This is a genomic window from Ihuprevotella massiliensis (assembly GCA_900095835.1).
In the GTDB taxonomy this organism is placed as follows: domain Bacteria; phylum Bacteroidota; class Bacteroidia; order Bacteroidales; family Bacteroidaceae; genus Alloprevotella; species Alloprevotella massiliensis.
Genome location: LT608321.1, coordinates 959,131 through 979,517, shown reverse-complemented (window position 1 = coordinate 979,517; position 20,387 = coordinate 959,131). Strand labels below are relative to the sequence as shown.

The 20,387-nt window shown below is 49.7% G+C and carries 11 protein-coding genes; 6 read left to right on the top strand and 5 right to left on the bottom strand.

The window, feature by feature from the left end:
• Positions 1–339: 339 nt before the first annotated feature.
• The 5 genes from dprA to BQ2633_RS04025 form a co-directional block, all read right to left on the bottom strand.
• Positions 340–1,452, bottom strand: coding sequence for a DNA-processing protein DprA (gene dprA, locus BQ2633_RS04045; RefSeq protein WP_346048129.1), 1,113 nt, complete (start codon positions 1,450–1,452; stop codon positions 340–342).
• A gap of 64 nt (positions 1,453–1,516) precedes the next feature.
• On the bottom strand, positions 1,517–2,350 hold the full coding sequence (locus BQ2633_RS04040) for an inorganic diphosphatase (RefSeq protein WP_346048127.1): 834 nt from the start codon (positions 2,348–2,350) through the stop codon (positions 1,517–1,519).
• 101 nt (positions 2,351–2,451) lie between these two features.
• The gene (locus BQ2633_RS04035; RefSeq protein WP_075565281.1) at positions 2,452–3,786 is read right to left on the bottom strand and encodes a glucose-6-phosphate isomerase; all 1,335 of its coding nucleotides are present in this window, start codon (positions 3,784–3,786) and stop codon (positions 2,452–2,454) included.
• Between the two features lie 208 nt (positions 3,787–3,994).
• On the bottom strand, positions 3,995–5,455 hold the full coding sequence (locus tag BQ2633_RS04030; protein ID WP_075565279.1) for an aminoacyl-histidine dipeptidase: 1,461 nt from the start codon (positions 5,453–5,455) through the stop codon (positions 3,995–3,997).
• A gap of 24 nt (positions 5,456–5,479) precedes the next feature.
• The gene (locus BQ2633_RS04025; RefSeq protein ID WP_083233939.1) at positions 5,480–6,487 is read right to left on the bottom strand and encodes a lysylphosphatidylglycerol synthase transmembrane domain-containing protein; all 1,008 of its coding nucleotides are present in this window, start codon (positions 6,485–6,487) and stop codon (positions 5,480–5,482) included.
• 163 nt (positions 6,488–6,650) lie between these two features.
• Here BQ2633_RS04025 and rsmA point away from each other — a divergent pair, with 163 nt between their 5' ends.
• The 6 genes from rsmA (at position 6,651) to BQ2633_RS03990 (ending at position 20,309) form a co-directional block, all read left to right on the top strand.
• Complete coding sequence (gene rsmA, locus BQ2633_RS04020; protein ID WP_075565276.1) at positions 6,651–7,469, top strand: 16S rRNA (adenine(1518)-N(6)/adenine(1519)-N(6))-dimethyltransferase RsmA; 819 nt, start codon at positions 6,651–6,653, stop codon at positions 7,467–7,469.
• A 209-nt stretch (positions 7,470–7,678) separates the two neighbouring features.
• The gene (locus tag BQ2633_RS04015; RefSeq protein ID WP_075565275.1) at positions 7,679–8,101 is read left to right on the top strand and encodes a YwiB family protein; all 423 of its coding nucleotides are present in this window, start codon (positions 7,679–7,681) and stop codon (positions 8,099–8,101) included.
• A gap of 27 nt (positions 8,102–8,128) precedes the next feature.
• Positions 8,129–9,490 carry a dipeptidase gene (locus BQ2633_RS04010; protein WP_075565272.1) on the top strand — a complete coding sequence of 454 codons (1,362 nt, stop codon included), beginning with the start codon at positions 8,129–8,131 and terminating at the stop codon, positions 9,488–9,490.
• 96 nt (positions 9,491–9,586) lie between these two features.
• On the top strand, positions 9,587–14,212 hold the full coding sequence (locus tag BQ2633_RS04005; protein WP_075565270.1) for a translocation/assembly module TamB domain-containing protein: 4,626 nt from the start codon (positions 9,587–9,589) through the stop codon (positions 14,210–14,212).
• 56 nt (positions 14,213–14,268) lie between these two features.
• A complete protein-coding gene (gene tamL / locus BQ2633_RS04000; protein WP_075565269.1) occupies positions 14,269–16,905 on the top strand; it encodes a translocation and assembly module lipoprotein TamL in 2,637 nt (878 codons plus the stop codon).
• A gap of 1,592 nt (positions 16,906–18,497) precedes the next feature.
• Positions 18,498–20,309, top strand: a complete 1,812-nt coding sequence (locus BQ2633_RS03990; protein ID WP_075565267.1) for an Mfa1 family fimbria major subunit — start codon at positions 18,498–18,500, stop codon at positions 20,307–20,309.
• Positions 20,310–20,387: the final 78 nt, after the last annotated feature.

Sequence of the window (20,387 nt, the reverse complement as noted above, 5' to 3'; positions counted from 1 at the left end):
AATGACCGATTGGGGTTAAAACTGACCAGGGATTTTGCTGGACAAAAGGAAGTGGACTTTGAAATTCTAGACAGGAGCGAAAAGTAGCTTATGCGCGGTAGAGCAGATTTAGGGAAAAGGGAGAAGATACACAAGGCTCCGCAACGATGAGGTTACGGAGCCTTGTGTCGAAAATCTACAAAACATCCGAAATAAACGTGTTTTGAAATCTTTGCATTGCAAAAACAATGGTTTCTCAAAAAGTTTTGTCACTTTTTCGCCGATTTTTCACTCTTTGGGTCGATATGTACCCATATAAAGTAGGGGGCAAGGTGAGGAAATGTGGAAGAAAGGGGAAGGCTATTGAGGTTTCCAGCGATAGCAATTACCTGAGGAGAGCGAAATACAGTTGAGCATCTCGAGTTCAAAAACGAGGGTATTGATTTTGGGGAGGTCAAAACCCGTGTGAAGCATGAGCTGTGAGAGCGTGCAACCATCGTTGTCTTGCAGCACACGCGCCATCAGTTGTTGGTCGGGCGTGAGTTGAGGTCCGAAAAGTTCGAGTTGCACTGGTGCATCGGGCTGAGCCGGTTCAATCCAGTTGAGCAGTTCGAGAACATCAGTGGCAGAGGTGACCAATTCCGCGCGACGTTGGCGAATGAGGTGCAAGCAACCTTCGCTAAACTTGTCGGTGGTTCGCCCAGGGAAGGCACACACCGTGCGGTTGTATTCGCCTGCTAAGCGCGCAGTGATGAGGGCACCACCATGGTCGGCACTCTCGATGACGATGGTGGCATCTGCCATGCCAGCGACGATGCGATTGCGGCGGACGAAATTACCCGCAAAGGGGCGCACACCGCGTGGGTGCTCCGTGAGCAGACCGCCATTCTTCAACATTTCGCAGGCGGTGTTGCGATGAGCCGCAGGATAGATTTGATCCAGTCCATGCGCCAACACCCCGATGGTGGGGAGTTGCTGATCCAAACAAGCCTTGTGCACATGCACGTCCACGCCATAAGCCAGTCCGCTGATCACGAGTGTGTCGGGAAGCAAGCGCGCAAGTTCTTGGCAAAACATCCGGCAGAGGTCTTTGCCATAAGGGCTGATGCGACGCGTGCCTACGACGGAAAGCACGTGAGGGACATTCCATTCCGCTGCCCCCCGATAGAAGAGCACCGCAGGCGCATCGGGGCAATCTTTGAGCCGTTGCGGATAGTCGCTCGCGGTGATGGCAATGGGGCGGATGCCGTGTTCTTGACAAAACTCCCATTCCGCTTGCGCCTTCTGTAGCGCCTTTGCCCCATTGGTGCGCAGTAGTTGCTTCACCTCTTGTTGAAAACTCGGGGCAAAATCAGCCAAAGCCACATCAGGTTGCTCAAAGATGAGTTGCGCATCGTTGGTTTGTCGCAACAAGGTGAGTGTCTTGTTTTGGGTGAGTCCTTCTAAAAGGGAGAGCGCAATGGTGTGTATCATAGTCATGGGAGCTAGAAGAAGGGAAAGGATAGGCAGGTAAGCGCAAGTCGATTCTTGCCGCTGTTTAGTCTTGGGGTGCAAGTCCGAAGAGCTGGCGCAGTTGTTGCCATGCTTCTGCCAGAGCCTGCATAGAGGGAAAGAGGAGATGAGCCCCTTCGTCTAAGAGCGCGCTTTCGGGCAGTGGACCCGTATTGACTGCAATGGTGAAAATGCCAGCTGCCACACCAGCGCGCACACCGAGAGGTGCGTTTTCCACCACGATGGCTTCCCAAGGTTGTACCCCAGCTTTCTCCAGCCCCATGAGATAAGGTTCGGGATCGGGTTTGCCATGCTTCACATCGAGCGAAGACACAATGCGTTCGGGTGCAAAGATGCCAGGATAGTGGCGCGTGAGGCGATCGAGCAAACTAGCTTGTCCGCTACCAGTGACCACCACACGGGTGAGTCGGTCGGCGGTGATTTGGTCGAGGAGTTCTTGTGCTCCTGGCATTTTAGGAGCCGTGGGGAAGGTGTTGAAAATCTCGCACTTGCGCTGATACACGCGTTCCACTTCCTCTGGATTGGTGTCACGTCCGAATTGTCGCTGTGCAAACACATTGAGTGTGGTGAAAGCTGTGCGCCCTTCGTTCATGTAGATTTCCTGTTCTTCGATGTCGAAGCCAAATTCGCGACACACCTGTGCCCACGATTTTGCGTGCGCTGGCATGGAATCGAAAAGCACCCCATCCATGTCGAAGAGGGTGGCGCGGAGAGGGAGGAGGGCAGGGCAAGCCTCAGCAGTAGTGGCAGAGCCTTCTACACTCGCAGCGAGCAATCGTGAAGAAGCGGTGGCTTGGGCTAGGAAATCAGGATGTTGCGCCCAATATCGGGCGATAGCAGAAGCGAAGGTATTGGACATGAAAAGAACCGTATGCGAGAAATCAGTAGATAAAAGCAGCGACCCCACCTCACTCTTGGGGAGGACGGTGGGGTCGCAGTATAGTGATAGAAAAATGAAACTTATTTCAGACGAGCTTGGATAGCTTCTGTTTCAGCTTCATAACCAGGTTTGCCGAGGAGCGCGAACATGTTCTTCTTGTAAGCCTCCACACCTGGTTGGTTGAAAGGATTGACATCGAGCAAGAGACCGCTCACACCGCAGGCACGCTCGAAGAAGTAGATGAGCTGACCGAGGTAGTATTCGTTGAGTTCGGGAAGCACCACGCGCATGTTGGGCACACCGCCATCAACGTGAGCGAGGAGAGTGCCAAGCTCAGCCATCTTGTTCACTTCGTCCACACGCTTACCCGTGAGGAAGTTGAGACCATCGAGGTTTTCTTCATCGTGGGGGAAGAGCACTTTGTGGCGAGGAGTTTCCACAGAAATCACCGTTTCAAAGATGCTGCGTTCACCTTCTTGAATCCATTGTCCCATGGAGTGGAGGTCGGTGGTGAAGTCTACGGCAGCAGGGAAGATGCCTACGCCATCCTTACCTTCACTTTCGCCATAAAGTTGCTTCCACCATTCGTTCATGAAGTGGAGCTTAGGCTGATAGTTGACGAGGATTTCGATCTTCTTGCCAGCGCGGTAGAGGGCATTGCGGACTGCAGCATATTGTGTAGCGATGTTGTCGTCGGTGCTGCATTCCTTTTCCATATCAGTGGCACCTTGCACGAGCGCGTCGATGTCGAAACCAGCGCAAGCGATGGGGAGCAAACCTACGGGAGTGAGGACAGAGAAGCGACCACCCACGTTGTCGGGGATGATGAATGAAGTGTAGCCTTCTTGGTTGGCAGTGATGCGAGCTGCACCCTTCTTAGCATCGGTAACGGCAACGATGACTTTGCGCGCTACTTCCTTGCCGCGTTGGTCTTCGCATTGCTTCTTGAGGAGGCGGAAAGCGAGGGCAGTTTCGGTGGTCGTACCACTCTTAGAGATGTTGATGACACCGAATTTGCGGCCCTTGAGATATTCGCAGAGTTCGAAGAGATAGTCTTCGCCGATGTTGTTACCAGCAAAGAGAATCACGGGATTAGAACCATCGTTGGTGAGCCACTCAAATTGGTTGCCGAGTGCTTCGATCACGGCGCGTGCACCGAGGTAAGAACCACCGATACCGGCTACGACGATGGTGTCGCAGTTTTCGCGCAAAGTTTGTGCGCAAGCCTTGATTTCTCCCAAGAACTCGGGAGTGATGCTTGAGGGAAGGTGCATCCAGCCGAGGAAGTCATTGCCAGGGCAGGTTTGTTGTTCGAGTGCCTTTTGAGCGGCAGGTACGTTTGCGCTCACTTCGTCAAGTGCACCAGCGGCGAGGAAAGAAGTGGCGTTGTTGATTTCTAAGCGAATAGATTTCATCTGAATGAATTTTAAGAGGTGGGAGAGCGTGGTCGGTGTGCCGCTCTCAACGAGGTAAGGAGCGACAGCGCGAGCGCACGTTCGTTTGTTGCAACAAAATTACGAACTCCCTATGAAACAGCCAAGGATTTCACAAAAAATGCCCTCTCCAGCTGAGAATACTGAAGAGGGCGATGGAATAAAAAGCTATGCTGCAAAGTGCAGGTGCTTATTTTTTAGGCACGCGCTTGAGTGTTTCGAGCACAAGACGCCAGTACTTTTCCACAGAGGGGATGTTGCAACGCTCATTGGGCGTGTGAGGCGATTGCAAAGTGGGACCGAAGGAAACAACGTCCATGCCAGGGCAGTGGGTGAGGATGATGGAGCATTCCAAACCAGCATGTACCACAGTGACTTTGGGGTCTTCGTTGAAGAGATCTTTGTAAACCTCGGTCATGAGTTCCACGATTTCGCTCTTGGGCGAAGGTTGCCATGCGGGATATGCACCATCGGTGGTGACCTTCATGCCAGCCATAGAGAAACCAGCTTCGAGGGTGTCTACGCAGTATTGGCGCATGGAGTCGGCACTAGAGCGCACGAGAACTTTGAAGAAGGCTTTGCCTTCGCCAATCTCGATGATTGCCAAGTTGCTTGATGTTTCTACGATGCGGGGGAGATGGGGAATGAAGCGCAACACTCCGTTGTGGCAAGAGAGGATGGCGTTGACCAAATTGTCTTGCACCGCTTCGGGCACGATGGCAGCAGGCAGAGCTACCTCGTTCACTTGGAGTGTGAGGTTGGGTTCGATGAGACCATATTCGTCGGTCAAGTCGGTGAGCCATTCTCCGAGCACCACTTCGCGCAATTCTGCTACATTCTCCTTGGGGAGGGTGAGCACTGCGTGAGCATCGCGGGGGATGGCGTTGCGCATGTTGCCGCCTTTCCAAGAAGCCAAACGAGCTTCAAAGTTGGCGATGGCATCTGTGACGATGCGTGCCAAGAGTTTGTTGGCATTGCCACGACCTTCGTTGATTTCCAAACCAGAGTGTCCGCCGCGGAGACCGCCAATCACGATTTCCACAGCTACATCTTCCGCATCGGGAGCCACTTCTTGGTATTCGAGTTCTGCGCTGAGGTTGATACCACCAGCAGAACCAGTCATGAGTTCGCCATGCACCTCGTTGTCAAGGTTCATGAGGATGTCGCCTTTCAAAAGACCGTCCTTCATGTAAGTGACACCGTGCATGGTGGTTTCTTCATCGGAAGTCATGAAAGCTTCGAGAGGTCCGTGGGGAATGGTGTCGTCTTCGAAAATCGCCATGATGGTGGCAATCGCCATGCCGTCGTCAGCACCCAACGTGGTGTTGCGCGCACGCACCCAGTCGCCATCAATCCATGTTTCGATGGGGTCCGTCTCAAAGTTGTGGGGAGAGTCTGGTGTCTTTTGAGGCACCATGTCGGTGTGACCTTGTAGGGTGATCATCTTTCTGTCTTCCATGCCAGGAGTAGCAGGCTTGTACATCAAGATGTTACCAGCATCATCGAGCGAGGCTTCAATGTTGCGTTCGGCAGCCCATTGGAGGAGAAACTGTTGAATCTTTTCCAAGTGTCCAGAAGGACGTGGCACTTGGGTGAGGAGATGGAAGTTGCGCCAGATAGCTTCGGGCTGCAATTTGAGAATTTCGCTCATAGTGATAAGTATTAAGAGGAAGCATTAAGGCTTAGTCGTAACGGTTCCTTTGATTTTAGTTGTTTTTTTCATGGAGAATAAATCTGCCCAACCCACAGCTCCCATGAGCACGACGAGTGCTGTTTGAATGGTGTGTACCACTAGGGCAAACAAAACGGCAGGAGCTTGTGCCACGCCATAAAGCACGAGCATCGTCTTCACGGCGAAGTGCCATGGTCCGGCACCATTGGGGGTGGGCACGAGCACGGCAAAGGTGCCGGCGCTAAAGATGAGCAATCCAGCCATGATGTCGATGTGACTGGTGCTTTGATAAGCAAAGAAGGCAAGATAGAAATGGAGAAAATAGCCCACCCAAATGCCGATGCTATAGAGCAGATAGAGCGGAAGTTGACGCAGATGGCGCAGGGAGGAAACTCCATCAAAGAAACTGCGCATCTTGTCTTTACCTCGCTGAAAGAAGGGCACTTTTGCCAGTAGGAAGATGGCAAATCCAGTGCCGACGATGATGCAAATGGCAGTGACGAGATAGCCTGTGGAGGTGAATCGCGCCAAGATGTCGTGGGCGTTTGTGCCTGTGGATTGCAAGAAAGACAGAAATTGTGGTAATTGCAAACAGAGAGCAAGCACCGCGATGAGGAGCATCAAGAGCGCATCTACCATGCGTTCAGCCACCACCGTGCCGAGGGCTTTGGAAAAGGAGGTGCCTGCATAGTTCTTCAAGGTGCCACAACGGGTGATTTCTCCCACGCGGGGGATGATCAGACTTGCAGCGTAAGAAACGAAGATGGCATCGACGCAGATGCGTGTGGAAGGACGCTCCTGAAGTGGCTGCAAGGCAATTTTCCAGCGCAGCGCGCGAAGCACAAGTGGCACAATGCCAAAGAGCAGTGAGATAAACATCCATCCCCAGTGCGTGGCTTGGAGCATTGTGAGTACGCTTTCCCAGTCGAGTTCGCGGTACATCCACCACAATATGCCAATGCTGAAGACAAAAGGCAATAGAATCTTGAATATGTTGAGGACTTGCTTCACTCGAATCAGAGTTTTTTTGTAAATTTGCCGTTGCAGGGCATCTTATCACACTTTATGGTGCAAGATTTCGCCCACAATGCTTTGCAGGATGGGTTGAGCCTCCGTATTAAATGGGGACATTTGACTGCTCCTGCTACCGCAAAAATACAAATTATTTCGTAGAATGAAATCCGTACGCCCGAAAAAATTCCTTGGACAGCACTTTTTGAAAGATTTGAATGTGGCACGTGCCATCGCCGACACGGTGGATGCTTGTCCCGAACTTCCCATTCTGGAAGTGGGACCTGGTATGGGTGTGCTCACACAATACCTCCTGCCGAAAGAGCGTGAGGTGAAAGTGGCAGAGATTGACTTTGAGAGTGTGGCTTACCTCCGTGAGGCTTATCCGCAACTCGAAGCTGAGGGCATCATTGAGGACGACTTCTTGAAAATGCACCTCGAACACGTGTTCGACGGACGCTCGTTCGTGCTTACGGGTAATTATCCTTACAACATCTCGAGCCAGATTTTTTTCAAAATGCTCGACTATCGCCACCTCATTCCCTGCTGCACAGGCATGATTCAAAAAGAAGTGGCAGAGCGTCTTGCGGCTAAGCCAGGCAATAAGACGTATGGCATCTTGAGTGTCTTGGTGCAGTTGTGGTATGACGTGGAATATCTCTTCACTGTCGAACCAGGGGTGTTCAATCCTCCTCCCAAGGTGAAGAGTGCTGTGGTGCGTATGACCCGCAATAATGTAGAAGACTGCGGATGTGATGAGCGTTTGCTTCGCCGTGTGGTGAAGACAGCGTTTAATCAACGTCGCAAGATGATGCGCGGAAGTCTCAAACCGCTCTTTGCGCAACTTAATGCGGAACGCAACTGTGGCAGCGATCATGCTGAGTTCCTGGCACAACCGCTTTTGACAAAACGTCCTGAGCAACTTTCTGTTGCGGAGTTTGTGCAGTTGACCAACGATATTGCTGCCGAAATGGCGCGATAAGGGGATGGTTCTTCTCTGTTTTTATAAGCTACTAATGTGTTGACGCTAGACTCTCGTTTATCTTGATGGTAAATTCTCATTCCATAGCATCTACTGTTGTTGATTCAATAAAACCTGTAGGGAAGTTTATCATAAAGAAAATAGAGTGATTTAACTTCGAAAGAAGAGCCGTTTATTTTCAATTAGGCTGTTTTTACTCAATAACCAATATGATTTATCCCGTTTTTCTCAAAACCATTTTGCGCACCACCAACACCGAGGGCGAGCACGATGAGATTCGCTACGAAGGTCGCGCTATGGCTGCGCTTCGTGATAACGGCACTTGGTCGGTGCGTTACACTGATGCAGAGAATCACGGACAAACAGCGCTGCAAGGGGCTGATTTGTGGGTGTCGGTGTCGCGAGATGGTGACACAAAATCGCGCCTCCTCTTCCGTGTGGGCGATCTTTTGGAGAGCACTTACGTCACACCACAAGGAGAGTTTGCTATGTCCACGAAAGCCACCTATTTGCAGCAAGAAGTGACGGAAGCACATGCCGAGGTGCAGGTGCATTATGAGCTTTACCTCTCTGGAAAACTCGTCACCACCAATGAATTGACCCTGACTTGGATGCCTCTTCCCAAGAAATAGTCCATCATAACCTAAATATTCTCTCTTATGACTACGATACAAGAATATATCGCCGCCAATGAACCGCGATTTCTCGAAGAACTTTTCTCGCTCATCCGCATTCCTAGCATCAGTGCGCATCCCGAGCGCAAAGGCGACATAGAGCGTTGTGCCGTTCGTTGGCAAGAACTGCTCACCGAAGCTGGTGCAGACAATGTGAAAGTGATTCCTTCCGAGGGAAATCCTTTTGTTTATGGTGAGAAAATCGTAGACCCTTCTGCGCCTACTGTGTTGGTGTATGGACACTATGACGTGATGCCTGCCGAACCTCTCGAACTTTGGCACTCCGATCCCTTTGAACCCGAGATTCGCGACGGACACATTTGGGCACGCGGAGCTGATGATGACAAAGGACAGTCGTTCACGCAGGTAAAAGCCTTTGAGTATCTGGTGAAGCACGACCTCTTGCGCCATAATGTCAAGTTCATTCTTGAGGGAGAAGAAGAAATCGGTAGTCCCTCTCTCGTAGGGTTCTTGGAAGCGCATCGCGATCTCCTGCGTAGCGACATCATTTTGGTGAGCGACACCTCTATGTTGGCTGCTAATCTTCCCTCGCTCACCACGGGACTTCGTGGCTTAGCCTACTGGCAAATCGAAGTCACTGGTCCTAATCGCGACCTGCACTCTGGACATTTCGGAGGAGCTGTTGCCAATCCAGCCCTCGTGCTCTGCGAACTGCTTGCTAAGATGGTCGATGAGAATGGACGCATCACCATTCCTGGATTCTACGACGATGTAGAAGAACTTTCAGCAGAAGAGCGCGCCATGATTGCTTCCATACCTTTCGATGAAGAAGCCTATAAAAAGTCTATCGATGTGGAAGAAGTGCGTGGTGAAAAGGGATATTCTACCATCGAGCGCAATGCTTGTCGTCCTAGCTTCGATGTTTGCGGCATGTGGAGCGGTTATCAAGGCGAAGGATCCAAGACAGTGCTTCCTTCTAAAGCCTATGCCAAGGTGAGTTGCCGTTTGGTGCCTCATCAAAAGCACGAGAAAATCCAACAACTCTTCATTGATTATGTGGAAAGTCTTGCACCCAAATGCGTGAAAATCAAGGTGACTCCCATGCACGGTGGAGAAGGTTATGCTTGCCCCATCACACTTCCAGCTTATAAAGCCGCAGAAGAAGGGTTCACCGAAGCCTTTGGCAAGCGACCACTTGCTGTGCGTCGTGGCGGAAGCATCCCCATCATCAGCGAGTTTGAACGTGTGCTCGGCGTGAAAACCATCTTGATGGGCTTCGGACTTGAGAGCAACGCCATCCACTCTCCCAACGAGAACTTCAGTCTCGACATCTTCCGCAAAGCCATTGCAGCCGTGGCAGGTTTCCACCTCCACTATAAAGGCTAAACGATTCGTTTGTAACGAGGAGGAAATCTCTCTCAATGAGGGGATTCCTCCTTCGTTGCGCTATCTCACTTGCTCTCTAAATTGCGAATATCGTCAATGATTTCTCCTCGAAAAACGCTCAAAATCTTTAGTATAACTCTTGCCATCTTGTTGGTGCTACTGCTATTGCCCATCATTGCGCTTTATCTTCCCCCCGTGCAGCGGTGGGCAGTGGAGCGTGTGTCGGCTTCTTTGGAGGAATCCATGGGAGTGAGGGTGAAAGTGGAAGAAGTGCATCTTACCCCCTTCCTCAACTTGGACGTGCAAGGCATGGTGGCACAAGATGCAACAAACGACACCTTACTGTCTACCCAAAACTTGCACCTCGATGTTGCTTTCTTGCCCTTGCTAGATGGAAGAGCCGACATAGAAGGATTTCATTTGACAGATGCTCGCATCAACTCAAAAAGTCTTATCCCCGATGTGGGAGTGAAAGGCCGCATCCAGTCTTTTTCTGCCGAGGCAAAAGGAGCAGACTGGAAGCAAAGCATCTTCACGCTCAATCGTGCTCGCCTTGATGGTGCAGACCTCACCGTTGCGCTTGCCGACACCGCCCAAAAAGACACCACCTCTAAGCCCGTGGTTTGGGTGATTGATGTGCAAGATGTTCAGATACAGCGGAGTAGGATAGCCCTATCCATGCCAGGAGACAGTCTTCATCTTGTAGCAGCTTTGCAAGATGCACGCATGATCAAAGGACATTTCGACTTGGGAAAGAAAGACTATCGTGTACAATCTCTCACCCTCTCGCAAGGAGCAGCCAGCATGAACATGACGCGTCGTCCGTTACCTGCCGATGCGCTGTTCGCACTTACGGGGATAGACCTCAAAGCTAGCGGAGTGAGCTACGATGCACAAGGGCGATTTTTGGCAAATGTGCAACACCTTTCGTTGAGAGAAGGAAAACATGATTTTTATTTGACGCACTTAGGCGGAAAAATCGAGGGAGACACCACATGGGTAAGTCTTCCCAATCTGCGTATATCTACCCCTAACTCTCAACTCACCGCTTCGCTCGTAGCCGATTACTCTGCGTTCCAACCCACAGGCAAAGGACGTTTCTCGCTCAAATCACAAGCCAGTGTGGGCATGGTTGATGTGCTCTCCGCACTGAAGCCCTATATCTCAGCAGCACAACACCGACAAATGGCTGAAATGAGTCGCAAATTGACTGGAGGCAATCCAATAGAACTGCAATTCAATGCCGAAGGCAATATGCGCCATCTCGCTGTGCAACGTGCTTCGGTGGAAGTGGCTGGTTTGGCGCGTGTTGCAGCAGATGGTTTTGTGCGCAATGCCATGGACAAGCGTCGTAGTGGAGACTTCCATTTCTCCCTCAATTCACAGTCCTCCCAGCGCATTCGTCCCTTGCTACCCCCCGATTTAGCCCAGACTTTCCATCTTCCCGATGGACTCTCCGCTCTCGGACATCTGCAATTCAACGGTGCCGACTATCGCACCAATGCCACCTTCCAGCATGCACAAGGACAAATCACCGCGCGTGCTTCCGTCAACACCGACACCGAGCGCTACGATGCCGAAGTCAATGTGCATAATTTCCCCCTCCACCACTTTATTAAGGAGCAACCCCTCACGCCCTTCACCGGAAGTTTTGGTGTGCATGGACAAGGGTTCACGCCACTCGCCGTGCGCAGCAACCTGCAAGCCACTGCCGACATTCGCAGTTTCCGCTACGATCGCTATCCCCTCGATGGCATCCGTTTGAAAGGGGCACTCCGTGGCACTCACGCTTTGGTCGATTTTTCTGCCAACAATCCCCTCATCGAAGGACGTGGCAGCATAGATGCCCAACTTCATCGACGCTATGCCGCAACCGTGGATGTGCAACTCGACAAACTCGATCTGCGCCGTCTCACTGGCATGGAAGACACCCTCACGTTTGGAGGTAGTTTTAAGGGAAATCTGGAAGCCACGTCCGACATGAAGCACTTATCGGCGAAAGGTTCCATGCGACACCTTCGTTTGATTGCGCCCGAACGAGCGATTTTAGCGCGCGACATTGATTTCAACTTCCGTTCGCAGCCTGACACCACCACACTGCAAGCTTATTCTGGTGACATGCTTCTCGACTTCTCCGCTCGAGGCGGCTTAGAGCAGATAGGCAAAAAGGGAGCTGAGTTGGCGAAAGTCGCGCAAGCTCAGTTGAAGCATCAACGCATTGATCAGCATGCTTTGAGAAAGCACTTGCCCAATATGTCCCTCCACATGGTGGGAGCGCACAATAACATCATCAGCAACCTGCTGCGCTATCTGCAATACGAGGTCACCTCCTTCAAAATCCATCTCGATGCCAATGCACGCGAAGGGTTGAATGGTTCGCTTGCAGTGGGACAACTCAAACATGGTGCCCTCGTCATCGACACCATTCACGGAAAGTTGGAGCATGTGGACGATCGTTTGCAATTCTCCGCAATGGTCCACAACGACAAGCGCAAGAACCCCAATCCTTTCACTGCCACCCTGCAAAGCGGACTTTTGGAGCATGGTGTGAAAGCCGAAGTAGCTTTCGTCGATGCTACCAACAAGACCGGACTCCAGCTTGGTGCTGAGGTGGAAATGGCACAAGGGGGTATGCGCTTCCATCTCACACCCGAAAAAGCCATTGTAGCCTATCGAGAGTTCACCATCAATCCCGACAACTTTGTGTTCTGGGGCGATGATCGTCGCTTGAAAGCCGATGTCCGTTTGTTAGCAGACGACGGCACAGGCTTGATGCTCCGTGCCGAAGAGCCCGACAGCCTTTATAATAATGACATTGCGATAGAAATCAATCGTTTGAACCTCGGTGAGTTGGCAAATGTGATGCCCTATCTCCCACCCATCGGAGGGGTGCTCAATGCCGATTTCCACCTCGTCGAGCAAGACCGCGTGTTCTCTGCTGTAGGTACTGCCGAAGCGCGCAAGTTTGCTTACCAAGGTGTGGAGATGGGCGATTTAGGAGCAGAAATCTCCTATCAACCCACTCGCGAAGGCGATCACAAAGCCGATGCTTTTATCATGTTCAATGGCTCAGAAGTGGCTGAGGCATCCGGCACTTATTATGCGAAAGGCGAAGGATCATTTGCAGGTAATGTCAAACTCAAGTCGTTGCCCATGAGCATGATGGATGCTTTCCTGGAAGGCACGCAGACCAAGATGAAGGGAGCCCTCAATGGAGAACTATCTATCGTGGGAACGGCTGAAAAACCCGTCATCAATGGTGCCCTCTCCTTCGACAAAGCTCATCTTTATAGCAATGTCTATGGCGTAGATTTGACATTCGCTGCCGACACCGTCCAGATTCACAACTCCGTGGTGAAACTCCAAGACTTTGCCCTCACCACTGCCGATGGTAGTCCGCTGAAAATGTCGGGAATCCTCAATCTCGAACATCCCGATGCGGCATATCTCAACATCGACATGATCGCGAAAAACTTCCCCGTCATCGACACGAAGCGCAATCGCGAATCCTTGGTTTATGGCAAGGTGCTCACCAACTTTGCTGCCAACATCCAAGGCACACCCTCCAAGATGACCGTGCGCGGTTTGCTCACCGTCTTGGACAAGACCGATGTCACCTATCTCTTCACCAATTCTCCGCTCAGCAGTGGAAACGACTTGTCCGATTTGGTCACCTTCACCGACTTCTCCGACACTCTTGCTGCCGTTGTACCCGAGGAGAAAGCCTCCTCTTCGAGCATGGACATAGCCCTCACCATTCGCCTGCGACAAGGGGCGCGTTTCCAGTGCTTCCTCACCCCCAATGGCGAAAGTTATGTCGATGTTTCTGGGGAAGGAAATCTAGATTTGCGCATGCCTCCCGAAGGCGAAATGCGACTCACGGGACGTCTCACGCTCAACGAGGGTAAGATGAACTACGAACTCCCCGTCATTCCGCTCCGCACCTTCACGCTGGCTTCTGGCTCTTACGTCGAGTTCACCGGAGCCATGATGAATCCCACACTCAACATCACTGCCACCGAGCGCGTGAAGAGCATTGTCACCGAAAACGACAATCAGCGTGCGGTCAACTTTGAAGCTGGTGTCAAGATTTCACGCACCCTCGAAGACATGGGACTAGAGTTCATCATCGAAGCACCCGAAGATTTGACCATCAAAAATCAGTTGGCGTCAATGAGCACCGAGGAGCGTGGCAAAGCCGCTGTTGCCTTGCTCGCCACAGGCATGTACATCACCGACGATAATTTGTCCACTGGTGGTTTCAAGGCATCCAATGCGCTCAATGCTTTCTTGCAAAGCGAAATACAAAACATTGCCGGTAAGGCGCTTTCAACCATTGATATGTCGTTCGGCATGGAAAATGGTGTCAGCTCTTCTGGCGCTTCCACCACAGACTATTCGTTCCAGTTCTCCAAGCGTTTCTTGAACAATCGTATGCGCGTGGTCATCGGCGGAAAAGTTTCCTCGGGAGCTGATCAAGTGACCACTGCCGAATCGGTGATTGACAACATCTCCTTGGAATATCGTCTCGACCCCAACAGCACACGCTATGTGCGTCTCTTCTATGATCGCAACAGCCGCGATCCCCTCGAAGGACAACTCATGAAGACGGGTGTTGGTCTTGTCATGCGTCGTAAGTCCAACAGACTCATCGACCTCTTCCTCTTCAAGCCACGCAAGTCTTCCAAACCTGCGAAGCCGCAAAACACCTCGGCACAATAAGGAACCATCATATCCTCCTTGTCTATTCTCATTCTCATCGATAACTCTTGCTCACGATGCGCATATCACAGCTATATTCTCTTCTCCACCGCCTGACGCGCCCCATGAGGGTAGTTTGGTCAAGCTCAGCACTACTGCTTTGTGCTGTGGTGTTGGTGCAGGCATGTTCCACCACCGACAAGATTCCAGAGGGGGAACAACTCTACACCGGCATCAAAAGTATCACCTACGATCTCCCTACGGCAAAGTCCAAACAACGCCGCAACTCCAAAGCGGCAGCCGACAGTGCTGGTGTCATCACTTCTATTGCCAATGCAGTGGAAGCCATAGACCGTGCTGTCAATGGAGGACAGAAACATTCAGTCTCTATGGCAGAGTTGGAAAAACGCGACCCCAGTAGTCTGACCACTGCCGAGCGCAAAATGATAGAGCATAAGGAAGCAGACGCCAAGGCAAATCTCGCTGCTATGCGCACCGAAGTAGAAGCTGTGTTGGCTTACCCTCCCAATGGCGCACTCTTTGGTTCGTCCACCTTCACCAGTCCTTGGAAACTTGGACTGTGGGCGTACAACACCTTTGCTGATGCCGAAACACTTGTGGGGAAATGGTTGTTTAAGGCTTTTGCAGAACCACCAGTGCTCATTTCTTCCGTAGCCCCTCAGATGCGTACGAAAGTGGCTACCACTACACTGCGCAACTATGGTTATCTGCGTGGAAAGGTGGACTTTGATGTGATCACCGGCAGTAATCCTCTCAAAGCCAAACTAGACTATACGGTCACTCCAGGGTTACTTTTCTATCTCGACTCCATCGAATATCGTCATTTCGATCCCGTAGCCGACTCGCTGTTGGCACGCACTCGCCAGAAGTCGCTTTTGCGTCGAGGAGCCCCCTTCAGCACGGCAAATCTTACGGGCGAACAATCTCGCATCGAAGCCTTGATGCGCAACAATGGCTACTATTTCTACACCGCTGCCACGACTACCTTTCAAGCCGACACTTTGCGCCAAACAGGATATGTGGACTTGCGAGTGCAACCTAATCCAAAGCGAGCCGACAACACGCGTCGTCCTTGGCACATGGGACATACTTATGTCATCATTCGCGACAATCAAGACACTCCCCTCACTGGAAGATTAGAACGCTCTGGTTACACCTATTTCTTCCCTGGGCAAAAGATTCCTTTGCGCTCTGGCTTGTGGCGCCGTTCCATCGCCCACGTCGAAGGAGAACGTTTTGCCCTCTACGATCAGAAGGCAACGCAGGAGCAACTCTATGCGTTGGGACTCTTCTCTTCGCTCGACATCGAATATTATCCACGCGACACCACTGCCACCTGCGACACCCTCGACATGCGCATCAATGCCACATTGGGCTATCCCTTTGAGTCGGGGTTAGAAATGAATGCCACGCTCAAAAGTAACGACCAGTTCGGTCCTGGTGTGAGCTATGAACTTTCGCGTCACAATGCTTTTCGTGGTGGCGAAACCGTGGCTTGGAAAGCCTTCGGCAGTTATGAATGGCAAATCGGGAAAGGCGCTTCGAGCAACAACAATAGTTTTGAATTGGGCACACAACTGAGCTTCAAATTCCCTCGTCTCATGATGCCTTGGTTCAATCCTGCTGCCATGGGGCGCAGAGCGCGCCGCAAACTCAAATTGGCACGTATCGATGCTGCTGCACATGGATTGGCTGCTCCCTTGCGTCTTTTCGATGTGAAGCCGCTCAACGGAACCACTACCTATGCACTCAATGCCGATTGGCGCAATCGTTCTGGTTTCTTCCAATTCATCACCTTTGGAGGAAATATGATGTACAAATGGTCGCGATCTGCCAATATCCGTCACGAACTTTCGCCCCTCACCATCGAATACAACAGTATCGTGAGCAAGACGACCGTGTTCGACTCCATCACGCGCGCCAACCCTGCGCTCTACATCTCCATGCGCAATCAGTTTGTGCCTTCCATCAGCTATCTCTTCACCTACAATTCTCCTGCATCGGTGAGCAATCCCCTCTGGTTGCAATTCTCCTTGAAAGAAGCGGGTAATGTGACTTCGGGCTTGTATGCGCTCACGGGCAAACCTTTTGACGAAACCGACAAGAAAATCTTGGGTTCGCCCTTCGCTCAGTTTGTCAAAGCCACTGCCGAAATGCACTACACCCACCGCATCTCCGATCGCTACTCCCTTGCCACGCGTGCTTTTGTTGGAGCGGTCTATTCCTACGGCAACAGCACCCGCGCTCCCTTCGGTGAACTCTTCTATGCTGGTGGTGCCAACAGCGTTCGTGCCTTTGGCGTGCGCACCATCGGACCTGGTGGATACAGTGCTCCACACTCCAACTATTCCTACATCGACCAGACTGGAGATTTCAAACTAGAAGCCAATGCCGAATTGCGAGCCCATTTGTTTGGTTCGCTCCACGGAGCAGTTTTCCTCGATGCTGGCAATGTGTGGTTGATGCGCCCCGATGCGCAGCGTCCACATTCTGAACTCAGTCTCGACAACCTCCGTCGTGTGGCTGTCGGCACCGGTGTTGGTTTGCGCTATGACATGCAATTCCTCGTCCTCCGCTTCGATCTCGGCATTGGGCTCCATGCACCCTACCAGACTCAACGTAGCGGATTCTACAACATGAACTCGTTTCGTGAAAGCCTAGCGTTCCACTTCGCCATCGGCTATCCCTTCTAATTTCGTTTCCTCTTTCTAACTGCACTTTTTCTGCTGTTTTTCTATCTCGTCCCCCTCTATACTATATGGGTGCCAAATGAGGCAAAGAGATAAAAATCGCCGAAAAAGTGCAGTTTTTTCTTTGTGTGTAGGTGAAATTGCTTTGTTCACTTTGCAAATCTGCGTATTTCTGTCTTGCAACTTGTGTATTCCCTTCCTGTCTTTAGTCATTAGGTGCTGATTGTGATTTAAGAGGGTAGGGCACGAGCTATGTGGGATGAAACGGAAGGTCGCTTTTGTTCCATTTTGCCCCCCTTCATAGGGACTTTTCCTCACGCGCGTGTGACGCGCGCGCCTTCCCTGGGATTTTGCACTTTTTGCTTTCACAACCTTCACACCTCGCCTCCCGAAGTCACTCTTTTCAGATTGGGATAATATCTCCGACGTTCCAGAAAAAACGTAGGAGATTTCTTGAAAAACGTTGGAGTTTTTCCAAAAAACGTCGGAGATTTTTCCATATTTCTCGTACGTTTTTTCTGTGTTGGTCTTACTCTTTTTGGAAAACTCTCCTATCATTTCTTTCCATTTTTGGAGCATTTTTCCACCACTTTTCTTCTGTTTTTCTGGAAAAGCGTGATTTATACCCTAAAAATCTCTCTTAATGTGTAGTCCTTCAATACTTTACAAGGATTCCTGTGAAGGTTGTGAAAGCAAAAAGTGCAAAATTGCTGTTATGTGCGCGCACGCGCACGCGTGAAGGATGGAAAAACCTAAGAAAACTCACTGTATTTCATGATGCATTTTCGCAACAGTAGGCTGCACTGGAAAGAAGCTGCCAACAGCTTCTAAGTTTTCCCTTAGTCCATGTGTTTAAGGTAGTCACCTAAATAAGCCCAAATCTGCTATTTCGCGTCCTGAAACATCTGCCTTTTCAACAGCAACTCATAGCCCTTTCTCATCCTATTCTCGTACTTTCAAAAACGAATGCATTGTTGCACTTCGTTTTTGAAAGTACGTACCTAAGCAAGCAAACTTTGATGATTACATCGATAAAAAAATTGCAATGATACAGAAGTAAATCAATAATAGACCCAGACAGAAACTTAATTTTAAAACACCCCAAAAAGAGTTCTACAAAAGAATATTGTAAGGTTGACTTTATAAATAGCGTAAAAAAAAAACAGCACATCATTTTTTTTGTATAAAATCATAATTTCTTAGTGTATTTTCGTACCTTTGCCAATGCTTAGGATTGACGATATTAATCGTGCATCGCTGCAGCAGCAATTCTTTTGTCTATTCGATTGATTAGAAAACTCTTACAAAGACAAAATATTTATCCAAGATTAGAAAAAAACAATGATAGGAGCGATAGCATCAACGAAGATATTTTTTCTCTGTTGAGTATGATAATGAGCTAGAAATGTGGAATGTTCTCGGTGGGTACTCTTATTTGAAGAAAGCCTACAATCGTGCTAAAATGACTCGAAAAATCCTGCTATCGTGGATAATCTTGCTGAACTTATTAAGAAATACACTATGTAGTATTCCCTACCTTCAACATGCCACACGAATATAATAAATCACACATAATAATATAAAAAACAATCAGTATGAAAAAACTTTTTTGGGGAGCTGTGATCCCCCTCATGCTCAGCGTGGGTTTCACGGCTTGTTCAAAGTATGACTTCAACGATGAGATCGGTGAGGACAGTAAAGAGGTGAGCACAAAGGCTACGACTTACATGTCTGTGTCTTTCACGTTGCCTACTTCAAACGACACTCGTAGTTACGATGATGGCCAAGACAAGGATGATCCTGACTTCAACAATGTTGGTAAATGGCACGGTAAAGACAAGATTAAAAGCGTAAATGTTTACGTATTCAAGATTATAGGAACAAGAGGTGAGTTGGAAGTAATTCACAAGTATGCTGCCAGTGATTTAGGCTTTACCCAAAAGTCTATCTCTAACAAGACTCTTGTTACTGCAAACAAAGCATTCAAGGTGACTCCTGGTGAGAAGGCCGTTTATGTTGTGGTTAACCCCACTCAGGCAGCCGAAGACCTTTTAACAGTACCTAAAAAACGACCAAATTGGACAGGGGCAAACGCTCTACTCAATGGTCCTGTATCTCCCAAGGATTTCGAGGTCTTTGATGATTTTTACAATTCTTCATTAATGCAATTTTCTACTAGTGCAACTTTAACAGAGGAATACACTACAGGTGACAAAACCCGTGCTGGTGAAATTGCTAAGGTTGAGGATGGTAAGGATGTTATCTTGATGACAGGTGATGGGGTTGATCCTATTATTGATGACAATGTTTCTGCTACAGAAGCTGTATCTGGTTATAAGAATCGCCCAGAATTGTCTGTAAGACGCGCTGTTGCTCGTGTGCTTGTGACTACTGCTGCTACTTCATTTGATTTTAAGGGTGTTAACCCCAATAATGGCAATATAGAAGCTTCTGCTATTAAGGTTTCTAATTTGACTTATGTAGTAGCTCAAGGTGAAAACAAGATCTACTTCGACAATTATGCTAATCGTTTTCGTTCGCCTGCTTACGATAAAGTTCCTTCAAACGACGACTACTGGACCGAGAATTTCCAAGCAAGCTATCAAGATGTAGGTAGTCATTACGACTACTCTGGTCTTTGGAAAAATACTGCTGGTGCTTCTGCTAAGGTGAAGGGTATTACAGTGCCTACTCGTACTGTATTCAATGCTAACGCAGCTGACGAACTCACGAATGTTACTAATGATCTTAATGAAGGTCTCAAGGGAGAATTTATTCTTCCTACTAGTCACTATTATAACACAGATCGTGCGCAAAGCAAATACCGCAAGGGCAACACTGCTTACATCCTTGTTCGTGGCTTCTTGACTCCTAAATATGTCGTTCAGGCTGATGGTTCTGTAGTTGATGGTGCGACTCTTCCTGCAAATGCGGACTTATACCTTGGTGCAAATGGTGTTTTCTATGCAGATCAAGCTACAGTTCGCAATACTGCTAAGAAGGGCGTCGCTGGTCAAACTGCTCAACTCTACAAGGCTCGTAAGGTTCTCTATTTCGCATGGATTAACCCTGATAATCTTGCTACTAATAAGGTAGTTAATTCACCTGTTATACGCAACAATGTCTACCATGTTCAAATCAAGGGTATTACTAAGGTTGGTGCTAACTGGAATCCACTCGTCCCAACACTAGACCCTCACAATCCAAATATTGCTGACCCTAACGATCCCGACAACCCCATCAATAACAACCCCATTAATCCTGACCCACGTCCCAATAACAATCCTTATGAACCAACGGATCCCCCTATAAATCCTCAGGATCACCTCTCAATTAAGGACACTTGGATGTCAGTAAATGTTGACATTCTCCCATGGGCAGTTCACTCCTACGAAATTGAATTCTAATAAAATTCGCACACTTAGCTTACACTAGACTCGCAATACCACATGCCAAGCGAGGGCGCACGAACGCCCGAACTTTGC